The organism is Arthrobacter bambusae, assembly GCF_030812595.1.
Classification (GTDB): Bacteria; Actinomycetota; Actinomycetes; order Actinomycetales; family Micrococcaceae; genus Arthrobacter; species Arthrobacter bambusae_B.
Window position 1 is genome coordinate 307,123 of sequence record NZ_JAUSSZ010000003.1, and the last position, 26,518, is coordinate 333,640.

Sequence of the window (26,518 nt, forward strand, 5' to 3'; positions counted from 1 at the left end):
CTACGGGGTGGTCTTAGGAGAAGCAGACGGGCTCGCGTTCGCCTTGGACAGGTGATAGGTCACGACGGACCCGGCGGGTACAGACTGCCCGGCAGCGGGATCGGAACTGACGAACGTTCCCGGTGCCTGGCCGGTTGCTCCGTCAACGGGAGCCCCGGTGACCCAGCGCAGGCCCGCACCCTCGATGGCGGCTTGTACTTGCGACTCGGTGGCTCCCTTTCCGATGGTCGGCACCGTAACCATCTGCGGTCCCTTGGAGTAGGTGACTGTGATGGTCGAACCCTTGGCTACCGGACCGGAAGGATTGATGTCGGTGACGGTCCCAGGCGAAGACGGATCGAAGACCTGGACGCCGTTGACCACCAGGCCGAGTGCATTGAGGTCCGAACGCACCTTGCTGAACGGCTGTCCCTTGTACTGGTCCGGGATCAAGTCGATGGTCTCGGGGGTGGGCGTCGGAGTGGCCGAGGTCTCCGTGGGGCTCGGAGTTGCCGAGGTTGGCGGTGCGCTTGAGACCTGGGCCGGAGGAGTGGTTGTGGCCGGTGCCGGGCTGCTGGGGGAGAACAGCCCGGACTGGGTCAGGATCGCCCCAACCAAGGCGAGAAGCACGAGCGCGATCAACGCAATGAGCGGCCACGTCCAAGGGCTGCGCTTCCGCCGTTGTGGCTCCTCCTGGTACTCCTCTTCCTCATGGATGTACTGGTTGTGCTCGTCGGCCTGGTCCAAACTGCGTTCGGCGGCCAAGGCATTGGCGCGGGCCAGGGCGTTCCCACCTTCGGCAGCAGCGCCTACCGCCGCTGCACCCGCTGCGGCGGCGCCGACCACCGGGAGCGCCGACGTCGACGTCGAACGTGCTTCCCTGCCGTACGGCGAGGCGACAATGCCGGTGGGTGCGGTCGCGATGTTGGTTGGCGCAGTGATGGGGCCCGTTGCTGCCTCGAAGAGCAACATTCCCGGTACAGCGCGGTGAGCCGCGGCAATATCGCCTGCGCGGATCGCTTCTGCGCCCTCAGCCAGCTTGATGGCATCCGCAGGACGGTTCTTCGGATCCTTGGCGAGCATCGACATGAGCAGCGCGCGTACCGGAGTGGGCAGGCTTTCCGGCAGCGGAGGCGGAGCGTCGTTGACCTGGGCCAGCGCGATGGCGATCTGGGATTCGCCGGAGAACGGACGATGCCCCGTCAGGCACTCATAGCCAATAACCCCGAGGGAATATATGTCCGAGGCGCCCGTGGCGGTCTGGCCCGTGGCCTGCTCCGGAGCCAGGTACTGGGCCGTACCCATGACCTGGCCGGTCTGCGTGAGCGGGACCTGGTCAGCCAAGCGCGCGATGCCGAAGTCGGTGACCTTCACACGGAAGTCAGGCGTGATCAGGAGGTTGCCCGGTTTGATGTCCCGGTGCACCAGGCCCTGGGCATGCGCGGGGGCGAGGGCCCGGGCGGTCTGGGAAATGATGGACAGGGTGCGGTCCGGCGAAAGGACCTGTTCGTGTTCCAGGATGCTGCTCAACGGTTGACCGGGAACCAATTCCATGACTAAGTAGGCCGAGCCGTCTTCCTCGCCGTAATCGAAGACGTTGGCGATCCCCACGTGGTTAAGCAACGCGGTGTGGCGGGCCTCGGCTCGGAACCGCTGGAGGAAGCCGGGGTCACCCGTGTATTCCTCTTTAAGTACCTTGATGGCGACGATCCGGCCAAGGATTTGGTCTTTGGCCCTCCAGACCTCTCCCATGCCGCCAATCGCAATGCGACTGGTCAGCTGGAACCTGCCGCCGAGGGTGATTCCTGACGTAGGCCTCACTTATTCAACACCGCCTCAAAAATCTTCTTTGCGTTCGGACTGGTTAGCTTTGCGCCGGTAGACACATCGACGCCTTCCATGACAATGGTGACGGCTACCTGCGGGTCGTTGGCCGGGGCAAACCCGGTGAACCACGAGTTGTTCAAGCCTGAGTCGCCGAGTTGCGCCGTGCCGGTCTTGCCGGCCACTTGGATCCCCGGTACCGCGGCACCGCTCGCGATGCCCTGGGATACGACGTCGCTCATCCACTGCGTGATCTGGCTGGCGATATCGGGCGTGGTGGATGTACGCAGCGCCTCGGGCTTGGGCTCATTGATGACACGCAGGTCAGGCGCCCGGACGGTCTTGATGAGGTTCGGCTTCATCTGGACGCCCTTATTGGCAATAGCCGCAGTCATCATCGCGATTTGGAGCGGAGTGGCCCTTACGTCACGCTGTCCGACGGCGGACTGGGCCAGTGCTGCCTGGTCCAGATCCTTGGGGAAGACACTGACCGCGGACTGAAGCTTGAGCTGGTCCCCGAAATCCTGCCCGAAGCCAAACTTGCTGGCCTGGTCCGCGATGGCCTTCTGGCCCAGGTCCAGGGCGATGCTGGCGAAGGGCGTGTTGCACGACTGCTCCAAGGCGAAAGCGAAATCGGCAGTGTTGCGGGTTGAGCAGTTGCCGCCGGCATAGTTGGGCAGCGAGGCGCTCGAACCGGGCAACGGCAGGCTCTCCGGGTTCGGCAAGACACTGTCCTTGTTGTACTTGCCGGAGTTCAAGGCGGCGGCTGTATCGACGAGCTTGAACACGGAACCGGGCGCCAACAGCTGACCAGTGGGTCCGCTCACGGACTGGTTGAGGTTGATGCCGGGGACCTGGTTGATTTGGTCGTAGGCGGCCTTTTCCTTGGCCGGATCGTGCGTGGCAATGAGGTTCGGATCATAGGACGGCTTGGAGACCATCGCGATGATGGCGCCCGTTTTCGGGTTGGTGACGACAATCGAGCCGCGCTGCCCGTCAGGAATGAGGTCGTAGGCGAGCTTCTGGATCACGGGATCGAGGGTCAATTCCACCGAAGCGCCCTTCGGCTGGCTGCCGAGGAAAATCTGGCTCACACGGTCCAGGAAGAGTTGGTCCGAGCTGCCGGCCAGCTCATCCCGGAGCTGCTGCTCAAGCCCGGTGGAGCCATAGGTCCTGGAGAAGTAGCCTGTGATCCCGGCGTAGAGCTCCGGCTGGGGATACCTGCGTTGGTACTTACAGGTTTCGTCCCCGGGAACAGACTCGGCAATCGGCTTGCCGGCCACGATGATGGCACCGCGGTCGTTGCAGTAGTTCGCCAAAACGGCGCGCTGGTTCCACGGATTGTCATTGAGGTCGTTGGCGCCGATGACCTGGACGTAGCTGATCGCGCCAAAAAGCAGGGCGAACATGGCAACAGCGGCCATCCACGAATTGCGTATGGAATGGTTCAAGAGGTCTGCACCGCCTCCGTGGGGGCATGGGTAATGGGCGTAGTGTCCACCGGGCCGCGCGCGGTGTTCGAAATCGTGAGCAGCAAGCCCACGATGATCCAGTTGGCAAGCAAGGAGGAACCGCCCGCCGCAAGGAAGGGAGTGGTGAGCCCCGTCAGCGGGATCAGCCTGGTGACACCGCCGATCACAACAAAGCACTGCAAGGCTATGGCAAAGGACAGGCCACAAGCCAAGAGCTTGCCGAACGCGTCCCGCGCGCCAAGAGCCGCGCGGAACCCGCGGGTGAAGAGCAACATGTAGAGCATCACGACGGCAAACAGGCCGATCAGTCCCAGTTCCTCACCGATGAGGGCTACGATCATGTCGCTGTTCGCGAACGGCACCAAATCCGGCCGGCCTTGTCCGAGGCCCGTGCCTCCAAGGCCGCCGTTGGCCATGCCGAAGAGGCCTTGGACGATCTGCCCGCTGCCGCCCGGGGACCGGTCGAAGACCTCCGGGGTGAAGGCGTTCCACCAGCTGTCCAGGCGGAACGCGACGTGCGAGAAGAACCTGGACGCCAGGAATCCTCCGCCAAGGATCAATGCGGCGCCGATGACCACCCAGCTGATCCGGCTGGTTGCCACGTAGATGATGACGATGAACAAGCCGAAGAAAAGGACCGAGGTGCCGAGGTCCCGCTGAAAGACAAGGATGCCGATGCTCACGAGCCAGGCCGTGATCATGGGGCCAAGGTCCTTGAAGCGCGGCAATTGCATCGGCCCGATTTTGCGGCCGGCAAGGAGGATGAGGTCCCGGTTGGAGGAAAGATAACCTGCGAAGAAAATGGCGAGGGTGATCTTGGCGATTTCGCCGGGCTGGAAAGTCATGGGGCCGAGCCGGACCCAGACGCTGGCGCCCAGCACCTCGCCCGCCGAGATACCGGGAACGAGCGGCAGCACAAGGAGAAATGCGCTGGCCGCGAGTGAGATAAACGTAAAGCGGCGAAGCAGGCGGTGGTCCTTCAGGAACCAGACCACGACGATTGCCACGGCCATGGCCAAAAGGGTCCAGCGCAGCTGGTTGTTACCCGTGTCCTCGCCCGGCTGGTCCATGCGATGGATAAAGGCCAATCCCAAGCCGTTGAGGGCAACGACGATCGGAAGCATGATCGGATCGGCATATTTCGCGCGGAACCTGAGGATCATGTGGAAAGCGAATGCGGCGACGACCAAAAGGCTCGACTGGAACCAGAAATCGCGATCGAAAGCGGACGCGCTGTTGAGGCCGACCATGGCGCTGGCGCCGATTCCTACAGCAAGTGCGAGGACCAGCAGGACGAGCTCGACGTTGCGGCGCGGCATGGGTGTGGCTATGGCCGGAATCATGGGGACACCGCGCACGAAGGGACCGGCGTGGACGTTGGTGACGATGTTGGCCGGTTTGAAGTACTCGGACTTGCCGCAGGTGTGGGGCTTGCCGTGGTGCTGCCACTTGCCGTCGGCCTGCCACTTGCCGTCGGCCTGGCCGTGCCCGTGGGGCAATTGGCCGGCAGCCCGGTGGTGCCGTTCTCCTGGAGGCTTTTCACAATCTGCTGCGCATCGGCGAGGTCCCGTGCCGGGACGGTCTGGCGAACCGTTTGTTGTGTGTATTCAGGCAAAGAGTCCATGCGGATATTCGTCGTGGCCTCGACTTTCGAGAGCTGGAACGGGCCAAGGCTCTGCGAAATGCCGTTGAAAATTGCGACGTGCTGGTTGAATTCACCGACGTAGTAGCGTGTCTGGGTCCACGCATAACCGAGCCACAGCCCGGCGATCACGAGAATGGCCAAGACCGCGGCAATAGCCGGTGTCAACCAGCGCCGCTTCGGGGCAACGAGCGCCTGTGAATCCTGTCGGTCCTGTTCAGCCTTGTGTGTCAGCACGGTGGCAGCGCGGCGTGCAACGCTGCGTCCGGCTACGGTGGGGATCGAACCCGTCTCGGCCGCGGTTGCGGCTGCACCCACCAGTTCGTGCGGACGGCTTGAAAGCTCTTCGCGGAGGATCTCCGCCGACAAGTGCTCGCCGAGGTGCGGGTCTGTCGCCGTCGGGGGCTCAGTGGCCACGCCCGGTTTTGCGGAATCCGCCGCGCCGGGAGCCTGCATGACGGCGGCGGCGGACTCTACTGCGGCGGCGGGGGCCCCGGCGTCGGACGTTGTTTCCCGGGGCGTTGCGCTTGCTGCTGCGGGACTTTTGTCGCCTTGTTCTGTGGCCGGGGCCTTCGCATCGCCGCCGTGCCCGTCCTTGCCCGGGGCCGCCCGTGCCGCCTCGGGCGTTTTCGCTTGGGTTGGCGCTTCCGGGACGACGTCGACGGCGGCCGTGCTGAGGTTGTCGCCGGTCTCTTCCACGATTTCCAACAGCACTACGGTGACGTTGTCCGGAGCGCCGTTGGCGAGCGTGAGCTCAATGAGGAGCTCGGCGCATTCGGCAAGATCCTTCGTTTCGCGGACTACTTGCTCCACAACGGCGCCTTGGACGTAGTTCAGGCCATCGGAACAGAGGAGCCAGCGTTCGCCTGGTTCGACGTCGAGTTCGTTCAGGTCCAGCTCGGGGCTGGCGTCCACATCACCAAGAACGCGCATGAGGACGTTCTTGTGCGGGTGTGTTTCGGCTTCCTCCGGGCGCAGCCGGCCTTCGTCGATCAGCCTCTGGACAAAAGTATGGTCCACGCTGATCTGCTCGAATTTTCCATTGCGCAGGCGGTAGGCGCGGGAATCGCCGATGTGGGCAAAGTGCAGTCTCCTGCCTTCGAGCAGCAGGGCGGTGACGGTCGTGCCCATGCCTGCGAGCTTCGGGTCTACGTGGACCAGCTCGGAGAGGAGGGAATTGGCGGTCTGGATTTCGTCCGCCAGGACTGTTTCCGCGCCGTCCGGGTAGGAATCATGATCGAGGTGGATCATGTCCAGCACGGTGGATGCTGACGCGACGTCCCCACCCGCATGGCCGCCCATGCCGTCCGCGACGACGGCAAGATACCGGCCGGCATACGCGGAGTCGTCGTTCTTCGAGCGGACACGCCCGACGTCGGACCGCGCCGCGTAGCGCATGATCAGGGGGAGTTCCGGAGGCATTGGCTTGCCATCGGAAGGCTGGGGGGAAGCCATGGGCTACGCCCTCAATTCGATGACCGTCTTGCCGATCCTCACGGGGACGCCAAGCTCCACCGGCAGGGCGCGGGTCAATTGCTGATCGGCGAGGTAGGTGCCGTTGGTGGAGCCTAGATCTTCGATGAACCATCGGCTGCCTTGGGGGAACAAGCGCGCGTGCCTGCCCGAAGCATAATCATCCTCGAGGACCAGCGTGGCCTCTTGGGCGCGGCCCAGCAGAATAGGGCTCGCGGCCAATGGAACCGTTGTCCCTTTGAGCGGACCCTCGACGACGACGAGCTGGTGCGCCTGCTGCTTCACGGGCTGGGGTGGCGCCGGGGCGAGTTCCGGATGCTTGCGCAATTCGCGGGCTGTCGGAGTTCCCATTGCTGCTTTGCGGCCGATCACGAGATCGCGACGCATGGTCGAGACGATGCTGAAGATCAGTATCCACAGCAACAGGAGGAAGCCGAAGCGGAGTGCTGTGATTGTCAGTTCGCTGATGTCGCTCACGGGCGCCCACCGGAGGACTGGGGGAGAAGTCTGAAGATGATCTTGGTCCGTCCCATAGTGATGGTGGATCCGTCAGTAAGTTCCACGCTGCCGTCCACTTTGTGGCCGTTGACGTAGCTGCCGTTGGTCGAACCGAGGTCGACGGCGCGGATGGTTCCTTCCGCCGTCTGGATTTCCAGGTGCTTACGCGAGACGCCGGTATCGTCCACCAGGATGTCGGCCTCGGATGACCTGCCCAGCACGATGGAAGGCGCGTTGAGGGAATAGCGTTGTCCGCCTATGTCCAGGACAGGTTGGAGCCGTGTGGGTTCGCGGCTTGGCGCCGCGGGGACAACGGGCCGCGGAGCTGCAGGCGCGGCAGTCCCGTTGGATCTCTCAGTGCTGGATGTGATTTCGAAGTGGCCTTCGCGCTGGGCTTCGTCGTGACGGAAGGAGATCCGCACCGGGCCCTGGAGAATGTAACCCTGGCTGCGTACGTGTTGGATGACGACGTCGCACAATTCTTCGGCCAGGGGCGTTCCCCACTCTTGCGCCCGCGCGAAGTCTTCATTGCTCAAGAGGACATCGAAGACGTTGGGAGCCAAAGTACGGCCGGCCGAGAGAGTGATGGACTTGTTGTCCAGCTCGCGGCGAAGCTTGCTGGCTATCTCCACGGGCTCCACCCGTGCCCGCGAACCGGTGGAGAAGACGCCGCGGACGGCCTTTTCGAGGCCGCGTTCAACCCTGTCAAGCAAGCCCATGGTCCTTCTCCTTTCGTTTCGTTGACCCTGCGGTATCAGTAGCCAAGACGGATCCCTGCAGTGGTTCAAGCGCACGCAGGGAGCCTGTCTTCAACCCCGATACTACTGGGCAAGACTGGGAATGGCCTTAATCCACAACGCCTGGAACGCCGGAAAAGTTCGCCGCATTGCGTCATTTCGGGAGCTCCCTCGCGTCATTTCCGCATCATGTGAGGGCTGAAAATACGTGGCGTCCAAGGGTTTTTGCGGGCCGGTCCTTGGTCGATTGGCGTTTTCAACGGGATGTCCGTTATGCTTGATCTCGCTGCTTTCGCAGGGGTCAGGCCGGGGAAACCTGGTACAGACCTGGCGAAAGAAGTTGCGCGCGAGTGGCGGAACGGCAGACGCGCTGGCTTCAGGTGCCAGTATCCGAAAGGGTGTGGGGGTTCAAATCCCCCCTCGCGCACGCAATTGAAAGGAACCCCGGTCTTCGGACCGGGGTTCCTTTTGTTTAACTCCCCGGGTTGCACCCTTAGCTGTTAACTCCCGGGTTGCTCCCGTAGCGCTCCGAGCCCCGTGATGAGCGCATCCAAGCCCATGGTGAATGCAAGATCGGACGGATAGTTGTTCCGCTCGGGTCCCAAGCTGCGGACCGCCGAGGTGAAGTGCGGCGTGGAGTCTGCCAAGCGGCCGGAATCGAAAATGTCCGCCGGAGCGTTCGCGTCGAAGGCGGCGCCGAAAATATAGGCTTCCAGGGCCACGATGCTCGGGATGATCTGCTTTTCCGGGAAGCCCGCACGGAGGAATCCCTCGGTAACGGCTTCGTACATGGCGAGCGTCTGTGGGGCGTCCGTCACGGGAAGAACCGCGATGACAGAGATCAGCGGGGTGTGCCGTGCGAAGATGCCGCGGTAGGAATAGGCCCATTGCCGGACAGCCTCCTCCCAGGGGAGGGTGCTGAAGCCGCCGAAGTCGACCTTGGACATCAGATCCTCTTCCACGAGCTTGAGGACGTCGTCCTTGGAAGATACGTGGTTGTAAAGGGCCGACGGAGCCACACCCAGGGAGCGCGCGAGTGCGGCCATGGTCAGGCCGTCGTACCCCTTTTTGCTGATCAGTTCCAGCGCCGCTGCAGTGATGCCGTCCTGGTCCAGGATCGCCGCCATTGGCCGACCTGCCCTGCGACGCGCCTTGGTCTCGCCGGGAACGGGGGTGGGTTCGGGCATCGCGGACCTTTCTGGAGGCTGTGTCAAAGCATTATTCCATTTGGGTCTTCACAGCCGGGACCAAGCCAGCTACAGTTGAGATAAATGAACGTCATTCATTTATTGGTCAGCCAACGGGGGCGGCCACAGAAAGGACATCATGTTGAATCTTGATCGCGACGTCGTCATTGTCGGTGCCGGTCCGTCGGGGCTGACGGCCGCGCGCGAATTGAAAAAGTCCGGGCTCAGCGTTGCCGTGCTTGAAGCACGCGACCGCGTCGGCGGCCGCACATGGACCGACACCATTGACGGAGCCATGCTCGAAATCGGTGGACAATGGGTGTCCCCGGACCAGACCGCCCTCATCGAACTCCTGGACGAACTGGGCTTGAAGACGTACTCGCGCTACCGCGACGGCGAATCTGTGTACCTCGGGCCGGACGGCAGCCGCATCCGCTACACCGGCGCTTCCTTCCCGGTAAGCGAAACGACTGCCGCCGAGATGGACAAGCTGACAGCAATCCTGGACGGCCTCGCCGCCGAGATCGGCCCGGAGGAGCCCTGGGCCCACCCCAAGGCCCGCGAGCTGGACACCGTGTCCTTCCACCACTGGCTGCGCCAGAACTCCACGGACGAGGAAGCCTGCAACAACATCGGCCTCTTCATCGCCGGCGGCATGCTGACCAAGCCAGCCCACGCATTCTCGGCGCTGCAGGCGGTGCTGATGGCAGCGTCGGCGGGTTCCTTCTCCAACCTGACGGACGAAGACTTTATCCTGGACAAGCGGGTGGTCGGCGGCATGCAACAGGTCTCCCTGCTGATCGCCGCGGAACTGGGTGCGGACGTCGTCCTTAACAGCCCGGTCCGCACCATCAATTGGGAGCCGGCCGGCGAAGGCCACCGGGTCGCCGTTGAATCCGAGCGCGCAACAGTCAACGCACGATTCGTGATCATGGCCGTCCCGCCGAACCTCTACTCCCGTGTCTCCTACAACCCGCCCCTGCCGCGCCGCCAGCACCAGATGCACCAGCATCAGTCCCTGGGCCTTGTCATTAAGGTCCACGCCGTCTACAGCACGCCGTTCTGGCGTGAAGACGGCCTGTCCGGCACCGGCTTCGGGGCTGACGCCTTGGTCCAGGAGGTGTACGACAACACCAACTACGGAGACACCCGCGGGACCTTGGTGGGCTTCATCTCGGACGAAAAGGCAGACGCCGTCTTCGAGCTCAGCGCCGAGGACCGCAAGAAGAAGGTCCTTGAGTCGATTGCGAGCTTCCTGGGCGACAAGGCGCTGGATGCCGAGGTCTACTACGAATCCGATTGGGGTTCGGAGGAGTGGACCCGCGGGGCCTACGCGGCCAGCTACGACCTGGGCGGTTTGCACCGCTACGGCAAGGACCAGCGCGCCAACGTCGGGCCCATTTACTGGTCCTCCTCCGATTTGGCTGCGGAAGGCTACCAGCACGTGGATGGCGCAGTCCGGATGGGCCAGGAAACAGCCGCCAGGATCGTCAGCGCCCACAACCGCTTAGCTGCGGTACCGGTGGCCTAGGAACGGGTACTAAATCCACACGTGAGGTCTCGACTCTTTCACCGGCTGAAAGGGGCGAGACCTCACTTATGGAATCCCGGCGACAGGCCTACTGGGCAGAAACGCCCGCAGCGGCTTCGGCTTCGGCCATCGCAACATCCAATCGTTCGACGGCGCGGGCATAGTCGGTCCCCGCGCTGAGGCGGCAGCGTTGCGCCTCCTGCAGCGCGCGGACCAGGGCGGCGGTTTGCGGAACGTTGACGTCGCTCATCCCGGGAAAGTCAATGCCCTTGGCGGGATCCAGTTCATACCCTTGCCATCGAGCGAGGAGGACGTCATGACGGGCTGCCGCTTCCGTGAAACCGCTGCGGTCTTGACGCTTCTGCTCCAGTTTCCGGCCGACAGCAAACGCGGCAACAGCGGCACCGACACCGAGGAAGAGCATCAAGAGTCCGACGGCGGGCGAGGCCAGCGCGGGGATGACCACCGCGGGGACAATCACCACGAGTCCGGCGAAGATGTTCCAGAAGGTGGCGTCGGGCTCATTGACCAGGTCACGATCACGTTGGCCGAGCGGCCCTTGCAAGGCGACGCCGCCGCCGTCGGAGGTTCCGTGGATGACCGTTTTCCGGACAGCGTTGACCGTGAGGGCCACCGCGCACATGAGCAAAACCGCCCACAGCCCGATCTCCCAGACAGTCAGCTGGATTCCAGTTGTGGCGGGCAATCGGACCACCTCCACGCGAATGCGCACCCTTCAAATTCAGTATGCGCCGAGGGAGGCGTGGAGGCGAGGGCCCGATTTGGGCGTGAGCTGGGCGTGAACGCAGGAAGGCAGCCACCCTGGACATGGGTGGCTGCCTTCCGCGGAAGTCCGGTGGGAGCCTAGGCGTGGTCCCGCTTGGATGCCTTGGGTGCGTCCCGCTTGGCAGTGGCGTTCGCCTTGGCGTCCTTCGCCGCCTGCTTCTTGGCTGCCTCTTCCCTGATGCGCTTTGCCTCGGAGCGTACGGCTGCGTGCGTGGCGCGTTCGACGACGAGCCACTGCGGGGGAGCGGCCAGCAGTTCGGTGATCTCCGCCGTCGTCAGGGGCTCGGTGATTCCGCCGCGGGCGAGGCCGCTGATGGAGATATTCAGCTTCTGTGCCACCACGGGACGCGGGTGCGGACCCGTGCGGCGGAGCTCGGCGAGCCACTCCGGGGCGTTGGCCTGGAGCTCGGCGAAATCGGCGCGGGTGATTTCCGAATCCTGGAACTCCTGGGGTGTTGCAGGCAGGTAGATGCCAAGTTTCTTGGCAACGGTGGCCGGCTTCATGGACTGGGAGTTTGCAGAGGTCATGGTTCAAGGGTATCCGCCACCGCAGGGAAGTGGCACAGCCGCTGTTCTAGGATGAATCCATGCAGCACATACGAGTCGCCGGGGCCGCCCGCAAAGTCCTGGTGACGCAAGCCCTGCCGCACCGTAAGCGTTGATGAACTTCAGCGGGATTCCACGGTGGGTCTATGGCCTTGCGGTTGTGGGAGGCCTGTTCGTCCTGTTGCCCCTGGCGGCGATGGTCGCAAAGGTCAACTGGGCGCAGTTCATCCCGCTGGTGACCTCTGATTCCTCGCTGACGGCCCTGGGACTCAGCCTCCGTACTTCTGCCGCGAGCACCGCGCTCTGCATTGTCCTGGGCATCCCCTTGGCGCTTGTCCTTGCCCGACGGCCCTTCCGCGGCCAGCGGCTCCTCCGTGCCTTTGTCCTCCTGCCCTTGGTGCTTCCGCCGGTGGTGGGCGGCATTGCACTGCTCTACACCTTCGGGCGCCAAGGCCTTCTGGGTAAAAGCCTCGAAATCGCGGGCATCCAGATCGCCTTTTCAACGACGGCGGTGGTCCTGGCCCAGACCTTTGTTGCCTTGCCGTTCCTGGTGGTCAGCCTCGAAGGCGCCTTGCGGACGGCCGGCAATCGCTACGAAGCGGTTGCCGCGACGCTCGGCGCCCGCCCCACCACCATCCTTCGGCGCGTGACCGTACCGATGGTCCTTCCCGGGCTCGCCTCCGGGGCGGTGCTGTCCTTTGCCCGCAGCCTGGGTGAGTTCGGGGCCACGCTGACTTTCGCAGGGAGCTTGCAAGGCGTCACCCGGACATTGCCCTTGGAAATCTACCTGCAACGCGAGACCGACGCGGACGCCGCAGTAGCCCTTTCGCTGGTGCTCGTAGCGGTGGCGGTGATCGTGGTGGGCCTCTCTTACCGGCGTCCGCACCGCGCCGACATTCCCGCGGAGGCGGCGGCATGAGTTTCCACATCGACGCCACTGTCCGCGCCCGCAACCTGGACGTGTCATTGAGCATCGGGCAAGCGGAGACCGTGGCGATCCTCGGACCCAACGGGGCCGGCAAGTCGACGCTCCTTTCCGTCGCGGCGGGACTCTTGCGGCCCGATGCCGGCTCAGCCCGGCTAGGGGATCAGCTTCTCTTCAACATGGACGGCGGCAGCCGGGTATGGACCCCTCCGCACCTTCGCAATACAGCACTGTTGGCCCAGGAACCTTTGCTTTTCCCGCATCTGAGTGTCCTGGACAACGTGGCTTTCGGCCCGCGCAGCGCAGGCGCTTCACGGACGGAATCACGCGGAATTGCCCGGCACTGGCTGGGCGAAGTCGACGTCGTGGAGTTTGCCGGGCGGAAGCCCGGGCACTTGTCCGGGGGACAAGCCCAGCGTGTGGCGGTGGCCCGGGCCCTGGCAGCCAGCCCCGAGTTGCTGCTCCTCGACGAGCCGATGTCCGCGCTGGACATCCACGCCGCCCCGCACTTGCGCCGACTCCTCAAACGCGTCCTGTCCGGGCGCCGCGCCCTGATCATTACCCACGACGTCCTGGATGCCCTCATGCTCGCGGACCGCGTCATCGTCATGGAAAAGGGCAGGATCGTGGAGGAAGGCCCCACCCGTGAGGTGTTCCGGCGTCCGCGAAGCCAATTCGCCGCAGCCCTGGCCGGCGTGAACCTCATGTCGGGCACCGTTACGCAGGATGGACTCAGGACCTTGGCCACCCCCGAGCTTCCCGGCCTGCACGTCGCGGGACACCTTGATGACGAAGCGGAACCGGGGCGGCCCGGCGTCGCCGCCTTCCCGCCGTCGGCCGTTTCCATCTTCCTGGACGCGGCGCACGGCAGCCCGCGCAACTCCTTCCCCGTGGCCATCACGGATCTCGAACCGCATGGGGACTACATCCGGGTCCGGGCCGGCGATCTGGCAGCGGACATCACGCCCTCCGCGTCGGCCGAGCTGGGACTGGAGCCCGGCTCCCGCGCCTACTTCGTGGTCAAGGCCACGGCGGTCCAGGTCTACGCGGCGTAACGTGGGCAGGCGCTGCGTTGGCTACCGCCAGCGCGGTACTGTGAACTGGTGCCATCCGATCAAGAATCCCCGCCCGCCGTCGGCACACCCGACGGTTCGGACGCTGAAACCAGCGGCCCCCGAGGGCTCACTTTCGCCTACGTCGCCGGCGTGACGCCCGGGAAATGGATCCGGCGCTGGGAAGAGCGCATGCCCGACGTTCCACTGCACTCGTTCATGTCCGACGACGGCGCGCAGTTGGGGGTTCTGCGCGATGGTTCCGCGGATCTCAGCTTTGTGCGCTTGCCGGTGGATCGCGATGGATTACACGTCATCCCGCTCTACGAAGAGCAGCCGGTGGTGGTGGCCCCGAAGCGTCACGAAATCTCGGTATTCGAAGAGGTGGCGCTGGAGGATCTCGCTGAGGAGAACTTCCTGGATGTCGCCGGGATGGGCGGACCGGAGATGGCCATGCAGGTGGTGGCCTCGGGAGCCGGCCTGGTGATCCTGCCGATGTCCGTGGCCCGGCACTTCAATGTCAAGGACACGGTAGCGCGTCGCCTGACCGGTGCCGAAGGTACGCAGATTGCCCTTGCGTGGCCGAGCGACTCCAGGAGCGAGGTCATCGAGGAATTCATTGGCATTGTCCGTGGCCGGACTGCCCAGAGTTCGCGGCAGCCTTCAGCACAGAAGGAGAAGCCCAAGAAGGCACCCAAACCGGACCGGCGGGGCACCGGCGCCAAGAAGCCCGCGGTCGCCCAGCGCTATGCGCCGAACCCGGACAAGGGCCGGGGCAAAGGCTCCCGCAAGAAGGGAAAGCGCTAGGCCATGGGACTTGGAGCGAAGCCGACCATCCGGGACGTCGCCAAGAGCGCCGGCGTTTCCCTCACTACGGTGTCCTATGTTTTGTCAGGGCGCCTCGGTGGCACCACCCGCATCAGCGAAGCGACACAAGAGCGTGTCCAGGCCGCAGCCAAGGAACTTGGTTACGTACCTAATCAGGCGGCCCGCGGAATGCGTCGCGGCAAGACCGACCTCGTGGCGATTGCCATTGGCGACCTGGAATGGCCGTGGGACAGGGCTTTGGCCACGGCTGCGGCACGCATATTGCCCCAGCACGGCTACCAGCCCGTGATCCTGATCGGCGACGGGTGGCGGCGGTTCATGCTCTCGGGCGGGGCCGACGGCGCCATCATCGGGGCTCTTCCGCCAGGCACCCTTCTTGACCTCACGGTGGGCGAGCTGGCCCGGCGTGGAGTGGCCCAAGTGGTCATTTCCGACACGATGCAGCCCGCCGGCTTCGATGTCCTGGCACCCGGAACCGCGGGAGGGACCCCGGAACCGGAAGCCCTCGAAGGCGCCGTCACACTGCTTCTGGACCGGCTCGCAGGCCGCACGATCGGCGCGGGAACCACGAAGGCCGCGCCTTGGGAATTCGCGCCTAAGGAATTCAAGTAGCTGCCCGGGTGTCAGGCACCTTAGCTTTTGGTCAGGCGGTACCGCTCGATCTGCTTGAGACGCCGCTGGAGGCTGTCCCGCCGGGGGTGGGGGACGACGTCGGGCGCCTCAGCGGTGAGGTCGATGTGTTCAGTGCCGTACTGCCACAGCAGGAGGTCATCCAGGAGGCGGTCCGGTCCAGGGGAGTAGCGGTGGTCCAGGGCTTTGCGGACCTCGGTAATCCGGTTGGCGCTGAGGAGCCCTGCGAGTTCCACGGTCTTGTTCAGTCCGTGGGCCGCAAGAAGCTCCGCAGCCCAACCCCAGTCGTCATCAACTTTACGGTCGACATGCGGAAGCAGCGTCCGCCAGACGTCCCGCACACGGTTGGGCGTCAAGGGCAGGGAACCTTCACCGTCGAGATCCCAGTAGCCGCGGACCTCCTCATAGCGTTCGTGGAGATCGGCGAAGGCGCTCTCCACGGTTTCCAGCATTGCCGCCGTTGCGGTGAACTGGCGGTCGAAATGCGGAGTCCAAGCGCGCGGATCCTCGGCTTTGAATCGGATGTCGTGTTCGATCTCGCTCCAGGCGTGGGCAAAGACCGTACGGATCTGGCATTCGAAGAAGTAGCTGCCATTGGGCGGGATGTCCGGATTGAAGACCTGCTGGTACGCCTTCACGGACTCGTTCTGGATGGTGCGCAGGATGAGGTGGCGGCTCGAATATCCGTAGGTGCCTGACTCGATGGAGCCGATGTCCTTCTCAAGGTCGCCGCGGCAATCGAAAAGCTGGCGTTGGCGCTTGATCAGGTTGGCAACGGCGGCATTCTCGGCCGGAAGCTTGGTGATGACCCGCAGGCCCACCATGTCGTTCAGGGTCCGGAATGGGTCCGGGAACTTGAGCACCCGCGGTCCGCCCTCCAGGGGCACCTCGGTCCGTGAGATCTTCTCCCGGAAGGATTCGACCGTCTTGGTGCGTCCTGTGACGAAGAGGGGCACGGACTCGCTGTTCTTGAGCATGTCCCGCAGGGTCAAGAGGACGTCGCGGGTCACGAGTTTCAGGGCGGGCCGGACGCGTTCGTAGAGCTCCACATTCGCTTGGACCGATTCGCGCAGCTGAGGATCCAAGCTGTCCCAATTGCTAGCCATGCCTCCAGCTTACGGCGGAGCGCCGACAGTGAAGCGGAGCCGGTCCGGGCCACACGCCGTCTGGCGCTCCTTTGACCGTATCGGGTCGGAAACCGCGACGGCTCCCGTCCCGCGGCGCTCCTCCGCGATAGGCTCGGCACAAAGGAGGACACGATGAAGCGGCACAAGTACTACTACGGCCAGCACTCCAGCCAATGGGGCGAGCTGTTCGTACCAGACAATTCGCTACAGTCACACCGCAGCCGGCCCGACGGCGTGGTGGTGGTGATCCACGGAGGCTATTGGCGCTCCCAGTACGGCGCGGAACTCGGTGAGCCGATTGCCAGGGACCTCGCTGCGCATGGAATAGCCGCCTGGAACCTGGAGTACCGGAGGGCAGGAAACGGTGGCGGCTGGCCGCACACGTTCGAGGATGTCCTCGATGGGATCGATTACCTGGGCGAGATTGCCGGCAAGCATGAGCTCAATCTGAACAAAGTGGTGGCGCTGGGACACTCCGCCGGCGGCCATCTCGCGGTCTGGGCAGCCGGGCGGGAAAAGCTCTCCAAGATTGGCGCTCCGGACGCCGACCGGCAGCTCCATCGGCATGACAACGGAGCGGCAGTGCGGCTGACCAGCGTCGTGAGCCAATCGGGTCTGCTCAACCTGGCGGACGCCGAGCGGCTCAATCTGAGCAACGGCGCCGTCGACAACCTCATGGGCGGCGATTCGGTGAGATTCCCCAAGCGGCATATCTATGCGGACCCCATGAACTCAGTCCCTCTTGACGTCCCGGTCTTCGCCGTACACGCTGCATCGGACGAGGATGTGCCGTGCAGCCAGTCCGAGGCCTATGTTGCCGCATCCACCGCTTCCGGGGGAGCGGCGCAGCTCCTCAAGGTGCCCGGCGACCATTTCGACCTGATCGACCCCCGGGCAGTTGCCTACAAGAAGTGCCGGGAGTTGGTACAGCGGCTGCTGGTGTGACGGATTGCGGACAAATTCACCAGCTGTCATCGCGAGACGCGCACCACATCCGCGTGGCAGAGTGGTCCCATGCTGACAGTCATAGGTGAAGCGCTGGTTGATGTCGTCCAGCGTTCTTCGGGAGTCGACGCCCACGTGGGCGGCAGTCCGCTCAACGTCGCCGTGGGCCTGGCCAGGCTGGACCACGCGGTCCAGTTCATTGGCCGCTTCGGCAAGGACGCCTATGGAGAATCGATCGCGGCCCATCTGCGCTCGAGTTCCGTTATGGTTCCGCTGCCGCCGGACGAGGGTCCCACCAGCGTGGCCACCGCGCTGATCGACGACGACGGCGCTGCCAGCTACGCCTTCGACCTCGCCTGGGACCTTCCCGGACTCGCCGCGCGCTTGCCCTTCATGCTCCAGGGGACCTACCTCCTGCACACGGGTTCCATTGCCACTATGTTGGAGCCTGGCGCAACCGAGGTCCTTGCCGCCGTCGAGCATGCCCATCCGAACGCGACTATCAGCTTCGATCCCAACTGCCGGCCCAGCATCATCAAGGATCGCGACTATGCCCGCAAGCAGGTGGAGCGTTTCGTGGCCCTTGCCGACGTGGTCAAGGCATCGGATGAGGACCTCGAGTGGCTCTATCCAGGCGTCGATGTCTTGGAATCGGCCCGCCGCTGGCTGCGCTTGGGCGGCAGCGCGGGTCCCGCCGTCGTGGTGGTCACTCGGGGCGTGGACGGCCCATGGGGCGTCACGGCCGCTGGTGAAGCCCAGGTGGATGCCCCGAAGGTAGAGGTGGCGGATACGGTTGGCGCCGGAGATTCCTTCATGGCGGCGCTGCTCTCGGGGATCGTTGACCACGGATTGGCAGGTGCCCAAAACAGGGATGAGTTGCGTGCCATGCCCACCGAAGTGCTCGAGGGGATCCTCAGCCATGCGGCGCGCGCCGCGGCAATCACGGTCTCCCGGCCGGGCGCGAATCCGCCGACCCGCGCCGAACTCAACGCCCTGGGCGTCCCGGAGACCGGAGCAAGCATCGAAATCGAGAGGCAGCCATGAGCTACGCCGACCTTCCACAAGTCCCTTCGTTCGATGTCACCAGCGCTTCGCTGAAGGACGGTGACGCACTCAGCAGCGCCCAGGCCAGCAAGCGCTTTGGCGTGGCGGGCGGGAAGGACGAATCCCCGCAACTGGACTGGAGCGGAGCCCCGGCAGGTACCAAGGGCTACGCCATCACCGTCTTCGATCCCGATGCCCCCAGGGCCGGCGGCTTCTGGCACTGGGCCGTAGTGAACATCCCCGCCCGTACGAATTCCTTGCCTGCAGGCGCCGGCGTTGAGGGCGGCTCGCACTTGCCAGCCGGTGCGATTCAGCTCAAGAACGACGCCGGGTTCCCCGGTTATCTGGGTGCCGCGCCTCCGCCCGGGCACGGCCCGCACCGGTACATTGTTGCCGTGCACGCCGTCGACGTCGAAGAACTGGGCCTCGACGCGGGTGCCTCCACGGAAGCGCTCGTCCGCAAGCTGGCCGCGCACACCTTGGGCCGCGCCGTCATCACGGGCCACTTCGAGAGGCACTAGCTTTGGGGCGCGGTCGAGGGGCTGCCCCCACGTAGACTGACATGATGCGGCTCGTAGCAAGTGACATTGACGGCACCATCCTTGGGCACGACGGCAAGATCAGCAGCCGCACCATCCGCGCTTTCCATGCTTGCCGTGACGCGGGCATCGATGTGGTGTTCGTGACTGGGCGCCCGCCGCGCTGGCTCTACCCCCTCCGCGAGCAGATCGGCCACAGCGGCATCGTGATTTGCTCCAACGGGGCCGTGGTCTGGGACCTTGAAGCGGAGAAGCTGATTTCGGCCAATGCGCTGGGCATGGAATCTGTGCTCGAAGCCCGCCGGATCATCAAGCAGCTCCAGCCCGACGCCTTGTTCGCAGCCGAAACACTGACGGGATTCCACCTCGAGCCGGGGTTCATCGAGAACGAGACCAGTGAGCTTCTGGCCGAGTTCACACCCGCTTGGCTGGACGAAACGCTGACCGCGGACGACGCCGTCGTGAAGTTCCTTGCCGTGACCCGCAGCGGCACCCCGGACGATTTCCTCGCGGAGGTGCAGCCCGCCGTCGCGCATCTCGTGGAGACGACCCACTCGGCGCCGAGGACCGCACTCCTGGAAATGTCAGCCCCCGGTATCAACAAGGCCGTCACCCTCGCTGAATATGCGGCGTCCCGCGGGATCGACGCCGCGGATGTGGTGGCTTTCGGTGACATGCCCAACGACGTCGAGATGCTGCGCTGGGCGGGCGACGGCTACGCGATGGCCAGCGGCCACCCTCAGGCGATCAGCGCCGCCGGCCAGCAAGCACCCCATTTCGACGACGACGGTGTGGCCCAGATCCTCGAAGCAAAGCTGGCAGCCCTGCGCGTCTAGCCAGCCCTGTACCGGGCCGCTCGCGGGAACTAGCCCTGAGCCCGCAGCCCGTGGCTGTGGGCCAAGGCAATGGCCTCTGTTCGTGAATTGACGCCGAGTTTCCTGAAAATATTCCTGATATGGAATTTAACGGTGTTTTCGCTGATGTGGAGCTTGGCGGAGATGGCTCGGTTGCGCTGTCCGGCCGCCAACAGTTGAAGCACTTCCATTTCGCGCTCGGCCAGGCCCCAGCCACCGACATCGCCCACGGGGGCTGACGGCGGGTCCAATGGCAGCACCACTTGGACGTCGGCGCCCCAGCCTGCCATGACTTCGACGTTCATCCGGCCGTCCAGAGCTGCCACCCTGGCGTTGAGCCGGGCAATGTTGGGCGAATCCGCAGACAGTTCGCCGAGGCCGTCGTCGCGCACGTTGACGAGGAGGTTCACGCCGTCGCAATCCCATTGCACCCGGACACGGCGCACCTGCGGCTGCTCCACGATGGCAAGCACCAGACCCCGTACGAGCGCCCGGGCGGCGTGGGCGACTTCGCCGGGCAACGCGCGGCCGTTTACTGGTGGCTCGATGAACTGGACGTCGAGCCCGCTGAAGTGCATGAGTGGCCGCAAGTCCTCACGCAGGCGCTCGAACGCTGTGGCGACAGGTTCTTCGACGAGGTCCGTGGTGCGGTCGCTGAGCGTCCGTAGGTTGACGAGCGAGGTCGCGGCGAGATCGGTGACGGCTTTGCGCGCCGTGGCGTCGTCGAGGGTGCTTGACCGCAACGCCGCGAGCAACGTCTCCAGGGTGGTGGAGTGCCGGTCCACGAGTTCGGCCGTGACGCGGAGGCGCTCCGCCGATGCGGCCCGGGATTCCAAGAGGTACGACGGCGGCGCGTCCGCCACTTTTTCCTGGATGCGGCGGGCCGTGAGCCCCCACAGGTACTCAAGCATCCGTAGCGAGGACTCGCGCGCCGCCGGTTCCGAGGGTAGGGCGGGTTCGGTGAGCGTAAGGAGGGCGTTGGTCTCGGATGTCAGTGCAAGGACATGCCGCTGCGCTCCGGCGATTGTCGCCTCTCCCTGCCACGGTTGGCTTTCCGTGACCCTGGCCCGCAACTGGTCCAGTTCGGGAATGGAAACCCGGCTGATGACGGCTTCCAACCCGGCCTTCTTCTGTGGGCGTCCGGTGCAATCCTCGGTGAAGATGACCAGGGCGCTGCTGCCGACGTACGGCAGGCTCGCTTCACGAAGCCGCTCGGCGATGCTCATGAGGGGAGCGTCGACCAACGCTGCGACGGACTTCAGCAGGTTCCACGTGTCGGTTTGCGTGCTGCTTAGGGCGCCGGTGGGGGATGTCATCCCGCCACCTTAGCGCCTCCTCCTTTAGCCAGCTACCCAAACGGGTGGCAAAGACTGCCCATGATCGTCGTTACCCCTACCCGTTGAAAGCCGGACGATTGATTTACGTCGAAGTTTTCCACGAAGAGGAGCAAGACATGGCCATTACCGCGGATGCCGTTCAAGCCAAGTCCGGCAGCGGCCACGTCAATGGCCCCGGCGCCGATGATGTTGCCGGGAACCTGGCACTCGTCGGTAGCGAGATCGCGGAAACGGCCGCAGAAGTGGACCCCGGACAGCTGTCGCGCCTGGCGGGCGAGATCCTGGCCGCAGGGCAATCCGATGGTGGGCGCATCTTCGTTGCCGGAGCCGGCCGCAGCGGACTGGTGCTACGGATGGCCGCGATGCGGCTGATGCACCTCGGTTTCGATGTCCACATCGCGGGGGACACCACGACGCCGGCCATCCGCTCGGGCGATCTCCTCCTTGTCGCTTCGGGCTCGGGGACGACCTCCGGAGTGGTGCGCGCGGCAGGGACGGCCGCCAAAGCCGGCGCCAGAATCGCCGTCTACACCACCAACGCGAGGTCCCCCCTCGCGGAACTTGCCGACGTCGTCGTCATCATCCCGGCCGTCCAGAAAACGGATCATGGCTCCACTTTGTCCCGTCAGTACTCCGGGAGCCTGTTCGAGCAGGTGCTGTTCCTCGTCGCAGAAGCAGTTTTCCAGACGCTCTGGGACAACGACGCCACGCCCGCCGAGGAACTTTGGCTACGTCACGCAAACCTCGAATAGTCCGAATTACATCCTTCCGGTCAAAAACAACAACGAAAAGAGAACCCCTTGAAACTGCAAGTCGCCATCGACGTCCTCACCACCGAAGCCGCGCTCGACATCGCCGGCAAGGTCGCGGAATACGTTGACATCATCGAACTCGGCACCCCGCTCGTGAAGAGCGAAGGACTTTCCGCGATCACTGCCATGAAAACGGCCCACCCGGAGAAGATTGTCTTCGCCGACCTCAAGACCATGGACGCAGGCGAGCTCGAAGCCGACATCGCATTCAAGGCCGGCGCGGACCTGGTTTCCGTCTTGGGCGGTGCCGACGACTCCACCATTGCCGGCGCCGTCAAGGCGGCCAAGGCCCACAACAAGGGCATCGTGGTGGACTTGATCGGCGTCGAGGACAAGGTTTCCCGTGCAAAGGAAGCCCGTGCCATCGGAGCCAAGTTCATCGAGTTCCACGCCGGCCTGGATGAGCAGGCAAAGCCGGGCTACAAGCTGGACGTCCTGCTGAGCGCCGGCGAGGAAGCCCGCGTACCGTTCTCTGTTGCCGGAGGCGTGAACCTGTCCACGATCGGCGCCGTGCAGCGCGCGGGCGCGGACGTCGCCGTCGTCGGGGGCTCCATCTATGGTGCGGACGACCCCGCCCTGGCCGCGAAGGAACTCCGCGCCGCGATCATCTAACGCCCACTTTCCAGCCGGGCGGTCCCAAGAGCCTCGCAGCAAACGCCGTTTTCAGGCCCTTCGGCGACAACAATTGCGGGCTAACTGGGACCGCTCACTCATTACACAGGTTCAGTCCAACTGTTGTTCAACTTCCCTCCATAGGCTTTTGCCATCGTCGGGATTGAGCAGCAGGGGGACATAATGGCCAAAAGGAAGACAACCGGGTGGATCGACACCCCGGTTCGCCGTGCAGAGCCGGCGGAGCATTGGAAGCAGTTGCGGCGCGGCGACCGAGTACGCGTTACGCTGGCGCCCGGGTTCGAGAACCCCGGCCAAATCGACGCCGTTTCCGGGGACCACAGCGTGGTCTGGGTAAATCTCGACGGCGGCCGTGGCCGCACGCTGGTGCACTGCGGCGACGGCGTGGAGATCGTCCCGCAGGAATCCTGACGGGCCGCGGGCGGCGCGGCAGGGTTACGCTACCGGTGTGAGTTCGCACTTGCCTTTCTTCCGCCGCCCGGACGGACGGTCAGCGCCGCTTGCCTTCGCGCACCGCGGATTTTCACTGGACGGCCTTGAAAATTCGGCCGCGGCGTTCCGGGCCGCGCTCGAGCTTGGCTACACGCACCTTGAAACCGATGCGCGCACCAGCGCCGACGGAGTTGTGCTCCTTTTCCACGACGACACCTTGGACCGCGTCACGGATGCCCATGGCCCGGTATCCAAAGTCGGCGCCGCCGAGATTGCCAAAGCCCGGATCGGCGGTCGCGAAGCCATTCCCCACTTGGCAGACCTCCTGACGGAATTCCCCGGGGCGCGGCTGAACATCGACGTCAAGGACTGGCATACCGTCAAGGCCCTCGCAGCGGTCATCGATCAACTCGACGCCCACGACCGCGTGTTGATCGCGAGCTTCTCCGACCGACGCCGTCGGGCGGTCCTGCGCCTGCTTGGCCGGCGCACGGCGTCGTCGGCCGGAATCGCCTGCATCGCTGCATTCACGCTTCTGGGACCGCTCCTTCCCGACGGCTGGCTGCGGAGGATCGTGCACGACGTCGATGCACTCCAGGTGCCGGCACGATACGGACCCTTGAGGGTCGTGACACCGGGGTTCCTTAGGCGCGCGCATCGGCTCGGGCTGCAGGTTCACGTCTGGACGGTCAACGACTCCGCCGAAATGGCCATGCTGCTCGACATGGGCGTGGACGGCCTCGTCACCGACCGGGCTGATCGTCTGAAGTCTGTGCTTCAGGCCCGGGGCCAGTGGTGGTGAGCGCCCGGATGCGCCCCTCCAGGAAGTCTCGCTCGGCGTTGTTATTCGTACGCTCTCGCGCTGCCCGGTAGGCGGTGGCAGCTTCTTCAGCGCGTCCCAGTCGCCGGAGCAGATCCGCCCGCACGGCGTGGAACAGATAGTAGTTGCCCAATTCAAGGGCGTCGACGGCGGCAAGCCCAGCCGCGGGACCTTCCACCTCGGCGAGGGCAACCGCCCGGTTCAAGGCGACCACCGGGGTCGGCTCCATAGCCAGAAGCTGCCCGTACAGCGCCAGGATCTGATGCCAATCGGTATCCGCAGCTTTTGCAGCGTCGCCGTGAACCGCGTTGATGGCAGCTTGGAGTTGGTACGGTCCGGGCTGGTTCCTCTTCAAGCATTGCCGCACCAACACTTGCCCCTCCGCGATTTCGTTCCTGTCCCAGAGGCTGCGGTCCTGGTCCGCGAGGAGCACCAGGCCGCCGTCGGAAGCTGTCCGGGCCGCGCGGCGGGCATCGAGGAGAAGCATGAGGGCCAGGAGCCCTTGGGCCTCGGGTTCATCAGGCATGAGTTCCGTGGTGAGCCTGCCCAGTCGTAAAGCCTCGTGGCAGAGGTCTTCGCGCACCAGCCCGGAGCCCGAGCTCGCTGCGTAACCTTCGTTGAAGATCAGATAGACCACGGCCAGCACGGATTTCAACCTTTCGGGCAGCTCGGCCCCGCTTGGTACCCGGTAGGGGATGTTGGCGTCGCGGATCTTGCCTTTCGCCCGGACGAGGCGCTGGGCCATGGTGGGCTCGGGGACGAGGAAAGCGTGGGCGATTTCGGCGGTCCCGAGCCCGCCCAGGAGCTTGAGTGTCAGGGCCACCTGTGCCGCCCTGTTGAGTGCGGGGTGGCAGCAGGTGAAGATCAGCCGGAGCCGCTCGTCTTCCACGGCGTCCGCCTCGATTCCTTCGGGTCCATTGGCGTGATCGCCGCCATGTTGATCGCCATGCAGGAGTACGGCCTGGGCGAGTTTCTCCCTGCCGGAGGCATCGCGACGGATCCGGTCGATGGCCCGGTTGCGGGCGGTGGTGATGATCCAGCCCGCGGGGCTCGGCGGCAGCCCGGCGTCGGGCCAACGCACAACGGCTTCGGTGAAGGCATCCTGGACCGCATCTTCGGCCGCCTCGATGCTGCCCAAAACGCGGACCAGGACGGCCACGGAGCGTCCATACTCTTCGCGGAATATTTCTCCGATTTCCGAAATATGGACCATTGGGCGGCTAGTCCCGGTACCCCGCGAACGGCCGGACCTCGATAGGAAGCGTGGTGGCTTGGGCGGCTTTGCGTCCCCAGCCAAGTGCCGCGTCCAGGTCCGAGGCTTCGATCACCCAAAGGCCGCCCACGTGTTCCTTGGCCTCGGTGAAGGGGCCGTCCGTGGTGAGTACTACGCCGTCGTTCACACGCACAACCGTGGAGGTGCTGGCGGGATGCAGCCCACCCGTGAAAACCCAGGCGCCGGCGTCGCGCATTTCCTGGTTCAGGACGTCAAGGTCCGCCATGATTTTGTTGAGGACTTCGGGTTCCGGGACGGGGCCGTCGGGCTGGTAGATGCTGAGCAGATAGCGTGGCATGACTGTTCCTCCTTGGGATGTGGCGCCGGCTCCTTGCCCGCGTCTCACCCTCTACACGAACGGCGTGGGCTGTTTTCGACATCTCCGCACGCGAATCTGCGAAAAGCTTAGCCCCGCTGGCAGGATGGGGGCATGCGCATCCTGATTGCCCCGGACAAGTTCAAAGGTTCCCTCACCGCAGCCGAAGCAGCCTCGGCGATGGCCGAAGGGGCATTGCGCGTGTATCCGGATGCCGTGGTGACCCAGTTTCCCATCGCGGACGGTGGCGAAGGAACACTGGAAGCAGCCGTGGCGGCCGGCTACGAAGAGCGGATCAATGCCGTCGTCGGCCCAATTCTCAGGCCCGTGGGCGCGGCGTGGGCCATCCGGCAAAACGCTTTCGGGGGAGCGACTGCGGTGATCGAAACTGCGCAAGCGTCCGGCCTGGCACACATGGAGCCCACCCCGGAAAACGCCCTGCGCGCCCACAGCTACGGTTGCGGCCAGCTCATCGCCGCGGCCCTCGACGCCGGAGCTACCGAGATTGTGCTCGGCGTGGGCGGCTCCGCGATGTCGGACGGCGGCAGCGGCGCCCTGCGTGCCCTCGGACTGAAGCCCTTGGATGTTGCCGGAAACGTTGTTCCGCTCGGCGGCGGCTCGCTCGCCGACGTTGTGTCCCTCGACGTCTCCGGGCTCGATCCACGCCTGACCGCTGTGAGGTTACGGATCGCCGTCGACGTCCAGAATCCCCTCTTTGGCAGCGACGGTGCCGCGCATGTTTTCGGCCCGCAAAAGGGTGCGGACGAGGACGCGGTGGAACTGCTCGACGCCGGCCTGCGCAACTGGGCGTCGCTCCTTCGGGAAGCGACGGGCCAGGATGTCAACGTTCCCGGCGCCGGCGCGGCCGGAGGATTCCCGGCGTCGTTCCTGGCTTTCACCCAGGCGACGCTGGAAGGCGGGTTTGCCCTCGTTGCGGGACTCACTGGGCTTCCTGAACAGCTGGGCGGCGCGGACCTGGTGATCACCGGCGAAGGGTCCATGGACTCGCAATCGCTGACCGGCAAGGCGCCCATCGCCTTGGCCGATTCGGCTCACGGGCAAGGCATTCCGGTGATTGTGGTGGCCGGCAGGATCCTGGTGACCCCCGAGGAACTCGCCGGCCACGGCGTGGTTGCCGCGGCGCAGCTGCTTGATGTCGCGCAGCGTCGGGATGGCGTGCCCGACCCCGCCGACGCCGTGGCGAACGCCGCCAAGTACCTCGCGTGGGCTACGAGCCAGGTGCTTGAAGGGGCCTGAGCTCCACTGCTCCAGGGGA

The 26,518-nt window shown here is 64.8% G+C and carries 27 protein-coding genes and 1 tRNA gene; 15 read left to right on the top strand and 13 right to left on the bottom strand.

What is annotated here, in order from left to right:
- The 6 genes from J2S96_RS06805 to J2S96_RS06830 are packed head-to-tail and all read right to left on the bottom strand — an operon-like array spanning position 1 to position 7,607.
- Positions 1-1,800 carry a protein kinase domain-containing protein gene (locus J2S96_RS06805; protein WP_306861172.1) on the bottom strand — a complete coding sequence of 600 codons (1,800 nt, stop codon included), beginning with the start codon at positions 1,798-1,800 and terminating at the stop codon, positions 1-3.
- A complete protein-coding gene (locus J2S96_RS06810; RefSeq protein ID WP_306861174.1) occupies positions 1,797-3,254 on the bottom strand; it encodes a peptidoglycan D,D-transpeptidase FtsI family protein in 1,458 nt (485 codons plus the stop codon). Before J2S96_RS06810 ends, J2S96_RS06805 begins: the two co-directional genes overlap by 4 nt.
- Complete coding sequence (locus J2S96_RS06815; protein WP_306861176.1) at positions 3,251-4,618, bottom strand: FtsW/RodA/SpoVE family cell cycle protein; 1,368 nt, start codon at positions 4,616-4,618, stop codon at positions 3,251-3,253. Before J2S96_RS06815 ends, J2S96_RS06810 begins: the two co-directional genes overlap by 4 nt.
- Positions 4,615-6,372 (bottom strand): PP2C family protein-serine/threonine phosphatase, encoded by a 1,758-nt coding sequence (locus tag J2S96_RS06820; protein WP_306861178.1) that lies wholly within the window; start codon positions 6,370-6,372, stop codon positions 4,615-4,617. The genes J2S96_RS06815 and J2S96_RS06820 overlap by 4 nt, the downstream gene beginning before the upstream one ends.
- A 3-nt stretch (positions 6,373-6,375) precedes the next feature.
- The gene (locus tag J2S96_RS06825; RefSeq protein ID WP_306861313.1) at positions 6,376-6,858 is read right to left on the bottom strand and encodes an FHA domain-containing protein FhaB/FipA; all 483 of its coding nucleotides are present in this window, start codon (positions 6,856-6,858) and stop codon (positions 6,376-6,378) included.
- A 5-nt stretch (positions 6,859-6,863) separates the two neighbouring features.
- On the bottom strand, positions 6,864-7,607 hold the full coding sequence (locus J2S96_RS06830) for an FhaA domain-containing protein (protein ID WP_306861180.1): 744 nt from the start codon (positions 7,605-7,607) through the stop codon (positions 6,864-6,866).
- Positions 7,608-7,969: 362 nt separating this feature from the next.
- On the opposite strand from J2S96_RS06830, the gene J2S96_RS06835 reads away from it, so the two are divergent.
- A tRNA-Leu gene (locus J2S96_RS06835) sits at positions 7,970-8,052 on the top strand.
- Between the two features lie 73 nt (positions 8,053-8,125).
- On the opposite strand, the gene J2S96_RS06840 is transcribed toward J2S96_RS06835, so the two are convergent.
- Complete coding sequence (locus tag J2S96_RS06840; RefSeq protein WP_306861182.1) at positions 8,126-8,812, bottom strand: TetR/AcrR family transcriptional regulator; 687 nt, start codon at positions 8,810-8,812, stop codon at positions 8,126-8,128.
- A 139-nt stretch (positions 8,813-8,951) separates the two neighbouring features.
- Between J2S96_RS06840 and J2S96_RS06845 the strand changes: the two genes are divergently transcribed.
- Entirely contained in the window at positions 8,952-10,343 is a 1,392-nt protein-coding gene (locus tag J2S96_RS06845) for a flavin monoamine oxidase family protein (RefSeq protein ID WP_306861184.1), read from the top strand.
- Between the two features lie 88 nt (positions 10,344-10,431).
- Here J2S96_RS06845 and J2S96_RS06850 read toward each other — a convergent pair whose 3' ends face one another.
- The gene (locus tag J2S96_RS06850) at positions 10,432-11,049 is read right to left on the bottom strand and encodes a hypothetical protein (protein ID WP_306861185.1); all 618 of its coding nucleotides are present in this window, start codon (positions 11,047-11,049) and stop codon (positions 10,432-10,434) included.
- A gap of 158 nt (positions 11,050-11,207) precedes the next feature.
- Positions 11,208-11,657: a DUF5997 family protein gene (locus tag J2S96_RS06855; RefSeq protein WP_306861186.1), complete on the bottom strand. Its 450-nt coding sequence runs from the start codon at positions 11,655-11,657 to the stop codon at positions 11,208-11,210.
- 133 nt (positions 11,658-11,790) lie between these two features.
- Between J2S96_RS06855 and J2S96_RS06860 the strand changes: the two genes are divergently transcribed.
- From J2S96_RS06860 to J2S96_RS06875, 4 genes are read left to right on the top strand one after another with little or no spacing between them, the layout of a single operon-like run.
- Positions 11,791-12,594: an ABC transporter permease gene (locus J2S96_RS06860; RefSeq protein ID WP_306861187.1), complete on the top strand. Its 804-nt coding sequence runs from the start codon at positions 11,791-11,793 to the stop codon at positions 12,592-12,594.
- Positions 12,591-13,655 (top strand): sulfate/molybdate ABC transporter ATP-binding protein, encoded by a 1,065-nt coding sequence (locus tag J2S96_RS06865; protein WP_306861188.1) that lies wholly within the window; start codon positions 12,591-12,593, stop codon positions 13,653-13,655. The genes J2S96_RS06860 and J2S96_RS06865 overlap by 4 nt, the downstream gene beginning before the upstream one ends.
- 48 nt (positions 13,656-13,703) lie before the next feature.
- A complete protein-coding gene (locus J2S96_RS06870; RefSeq protein WP_306861190.1) occupies positions 13,704-14,459 on the top strand; it encodes a LysR family transcriptional regulator substrate-binding protein in 756 nt (251 codons plus the stop codon).
- Positions 14,460-14,462: 3 nt separating this feature from the next.
- Positions 14,463-15,092 (top strand): LacI family DNA-binding transcriptional regulator, encoded by a 630-nt coding sequence (locus J2S96_RS06875; RefSeq protein ID WP_306861192.1) that lies wholly within the window; start codon positions 14,463-14,465, stop codon positions 15,090-15,092.
- Positions 15,093-15,112: 20 nt separating this feature from the next.
- Here the strand turns inward: J2S96_RS06875 and J2S96_RS06880 are convergent, their stop codons facing one another.
- Positions 15,113-16,216 carry a GTP pyrophosphokinase gene (locus tag J2S96_RS06880; RefSeq protein ID WP_306861194.1) on the bottom strand — a complete coding sequence of 368 codons (1,104 nt, stop codon included), beginning with the start codon at positions 16,214-16,216 and terminating at the stop codon, positions 15,113-15,115.
- Between the two features lie 153 nt (positions 16,217-16,369).
- Here J2S96_RS06880 and J2S96_RS06885 point away from each other — a divergent pair, with 153 nt between their 5' ends.
- The 4 genes from J2S96_RS06885 (at position 16,370) to J2S96_RS06900 (ending at position 19,601) form a co-directional block, all read left to right on the top strand.
- Positions 16,370-17,182 (top strand): alpha/beta hydrolase, encoded by an 813-nt coding sequence (locus J2S96_RS06885; protein ID WP_306861196.1) that lies wholly within the window; start codon positions 16,370-16,372, stop codon positions 17,180-17,182.
- A gap of 69 nt (positions 17,183-17,251) precedes the next feature.
- On the top strand, positions 17,252-18,226 hold the full coding sequence (locus J2S96_RS06890; protein ID WP_306861198.1) for a carbohydrate kinase family protein: 975 nt from the start codon (positions 17,252-17,254) through the stop codon (positions 18,224-18,226).
- A complete protein-coding gene (locus J2S96_RS06895) occupies positions 18,223-18,747 on the top strand; it encodes a YbhB/YbcL family Raf kinase inhibitor-like protein (protein ID WP_306861200.1) in 525 nt (174 codons plus the stop codon). Before J2S96_RS06890 ends, J2S96_RS06895 begins: the two co-directional genes overlap by 4 nt.
- A 44-nt stretch (positions 18,748-18,791) precedes the next feature.
- Positions 18,792-19,601, top strand: coding sequence for an HAD family hydrolase (locus tag J2S96_RS06900; protein WP_306861202.1), 810 nt, complete (start codon positions 18,792-18,794; stop codon positions 19,599-19,601).
- A gap of 29 nt (positions 19,602-19,630) precedes the next feature.
- On the opposite strand, the gene J2S96_RS06905 is transcribed toward J2S96_RS06900, so the two are convergent.
- Positions 19,631-20,935 carry a helix-turn-helix transcriptional regulator gene (locus J2S96_RS06905; RefSeq protein WP_306861204.1) on the bottom strand — a complete coding sequence of 435 codons (1,305 nt, stop codon included), beginning with the start codon at positions 20,933-20,935 and terminating at the stop codon, positions 19,631-19,633.
- Between the two features lie 137 nt (positions 20,936-21,072).
- Here J2S96_RS06905 and hxlB point away from each other — a divergent pair, with 137 nt between their 5' ends.
- From hxlB to J2S96_RS06925, 4 genes are all read left to right on the top strand, one after another.
- Positions 21,073-21,708, top strand: a complete 636-nt coding sequence (hxlB, locus tag J2S96_RS06910; RefSeq protein WP_306861206.1) for a 6-phospho-3-hexuloisomerase — start codon at positions 21,073-21,075, stop codon at positions 21,706-21,708.
- A gap of 48 nt (positions 21,709-21,756) precedes the next feature.
- Complete coding sequence (gene hxlA / locus J2S96_RS06915) at positions 21,757-22,380, top strand: 3-hexulose-6-phosphate synthase (protein ID WP_306861208.1); 624 nt, start codon at positions 21,757-21,759, stop codon at positions 22,378-22,380.
- Between the two features lie 183 nt (positions 22,381-22,563).
- Entirely contained in the window at positions 22,564-22,812 is a 249-nt protein-coding gene (locus J2S96_RS06920; RefSeq protein ID WP_306861209.1) for a hypothetical protein, read from the top strand.
- Positions 22,813-22,849: 37 nt separating this feature from the next.
- Positions 22,850-23,635, top strand: coding sequence for a glycerophosphodiester phosphodiesterase family protein (locus J2S96_RS06925; RefSeq protein WP_306861211.1), 786 nt, complete (start codon positions 22,850-22,852; stop codon positions 23,633-23,635).
- Here the strand turns inward: J2S96_RS06925 and J2S96_RS06930 are convergent.
- Entirely contained in the window at positions 23,577-24,866 is a 1,290-nt protein-coding gene (locus tag J2S96_RS06930) for an RNA polymerase sigma factor (RefSeq protein ID WP_306861213.1), read from the bottom strand. The two genes, J2S96_RS06925 and J2S96_RS06930, sit on opposite strands and share 59 nt — an antisense overlap.
- 7 nt (positions 24,867-24,873) lie before the next feature.
- Positions 24,874-25,224, bottom strand: coding sequence for a YciI family protein (locus J2S96_RS06935; protein WP_306861215.1), 351 nt, complete (start codon positions 25,222-25,224; stop codon positions 24,874-24,876).
- A gap of 132 nt (positions 25,225-25,356) precedes the next feature.
- On the opposite strand from J2S96_RS06935, the gene J2S96_RS06940 reads away from it, so the two are divergent.
- A complete protein-coding gene (locus tag J2S96_RS06940; protein ID WP_306861217.1) occupies positions 25,357-26,499 on the top strand; it encodes a glycerate kinase in 1,143 nt (380 codons plus the stop codon).
- Positions 26,500-26,518: the final 19 nt, after the last annotated feature.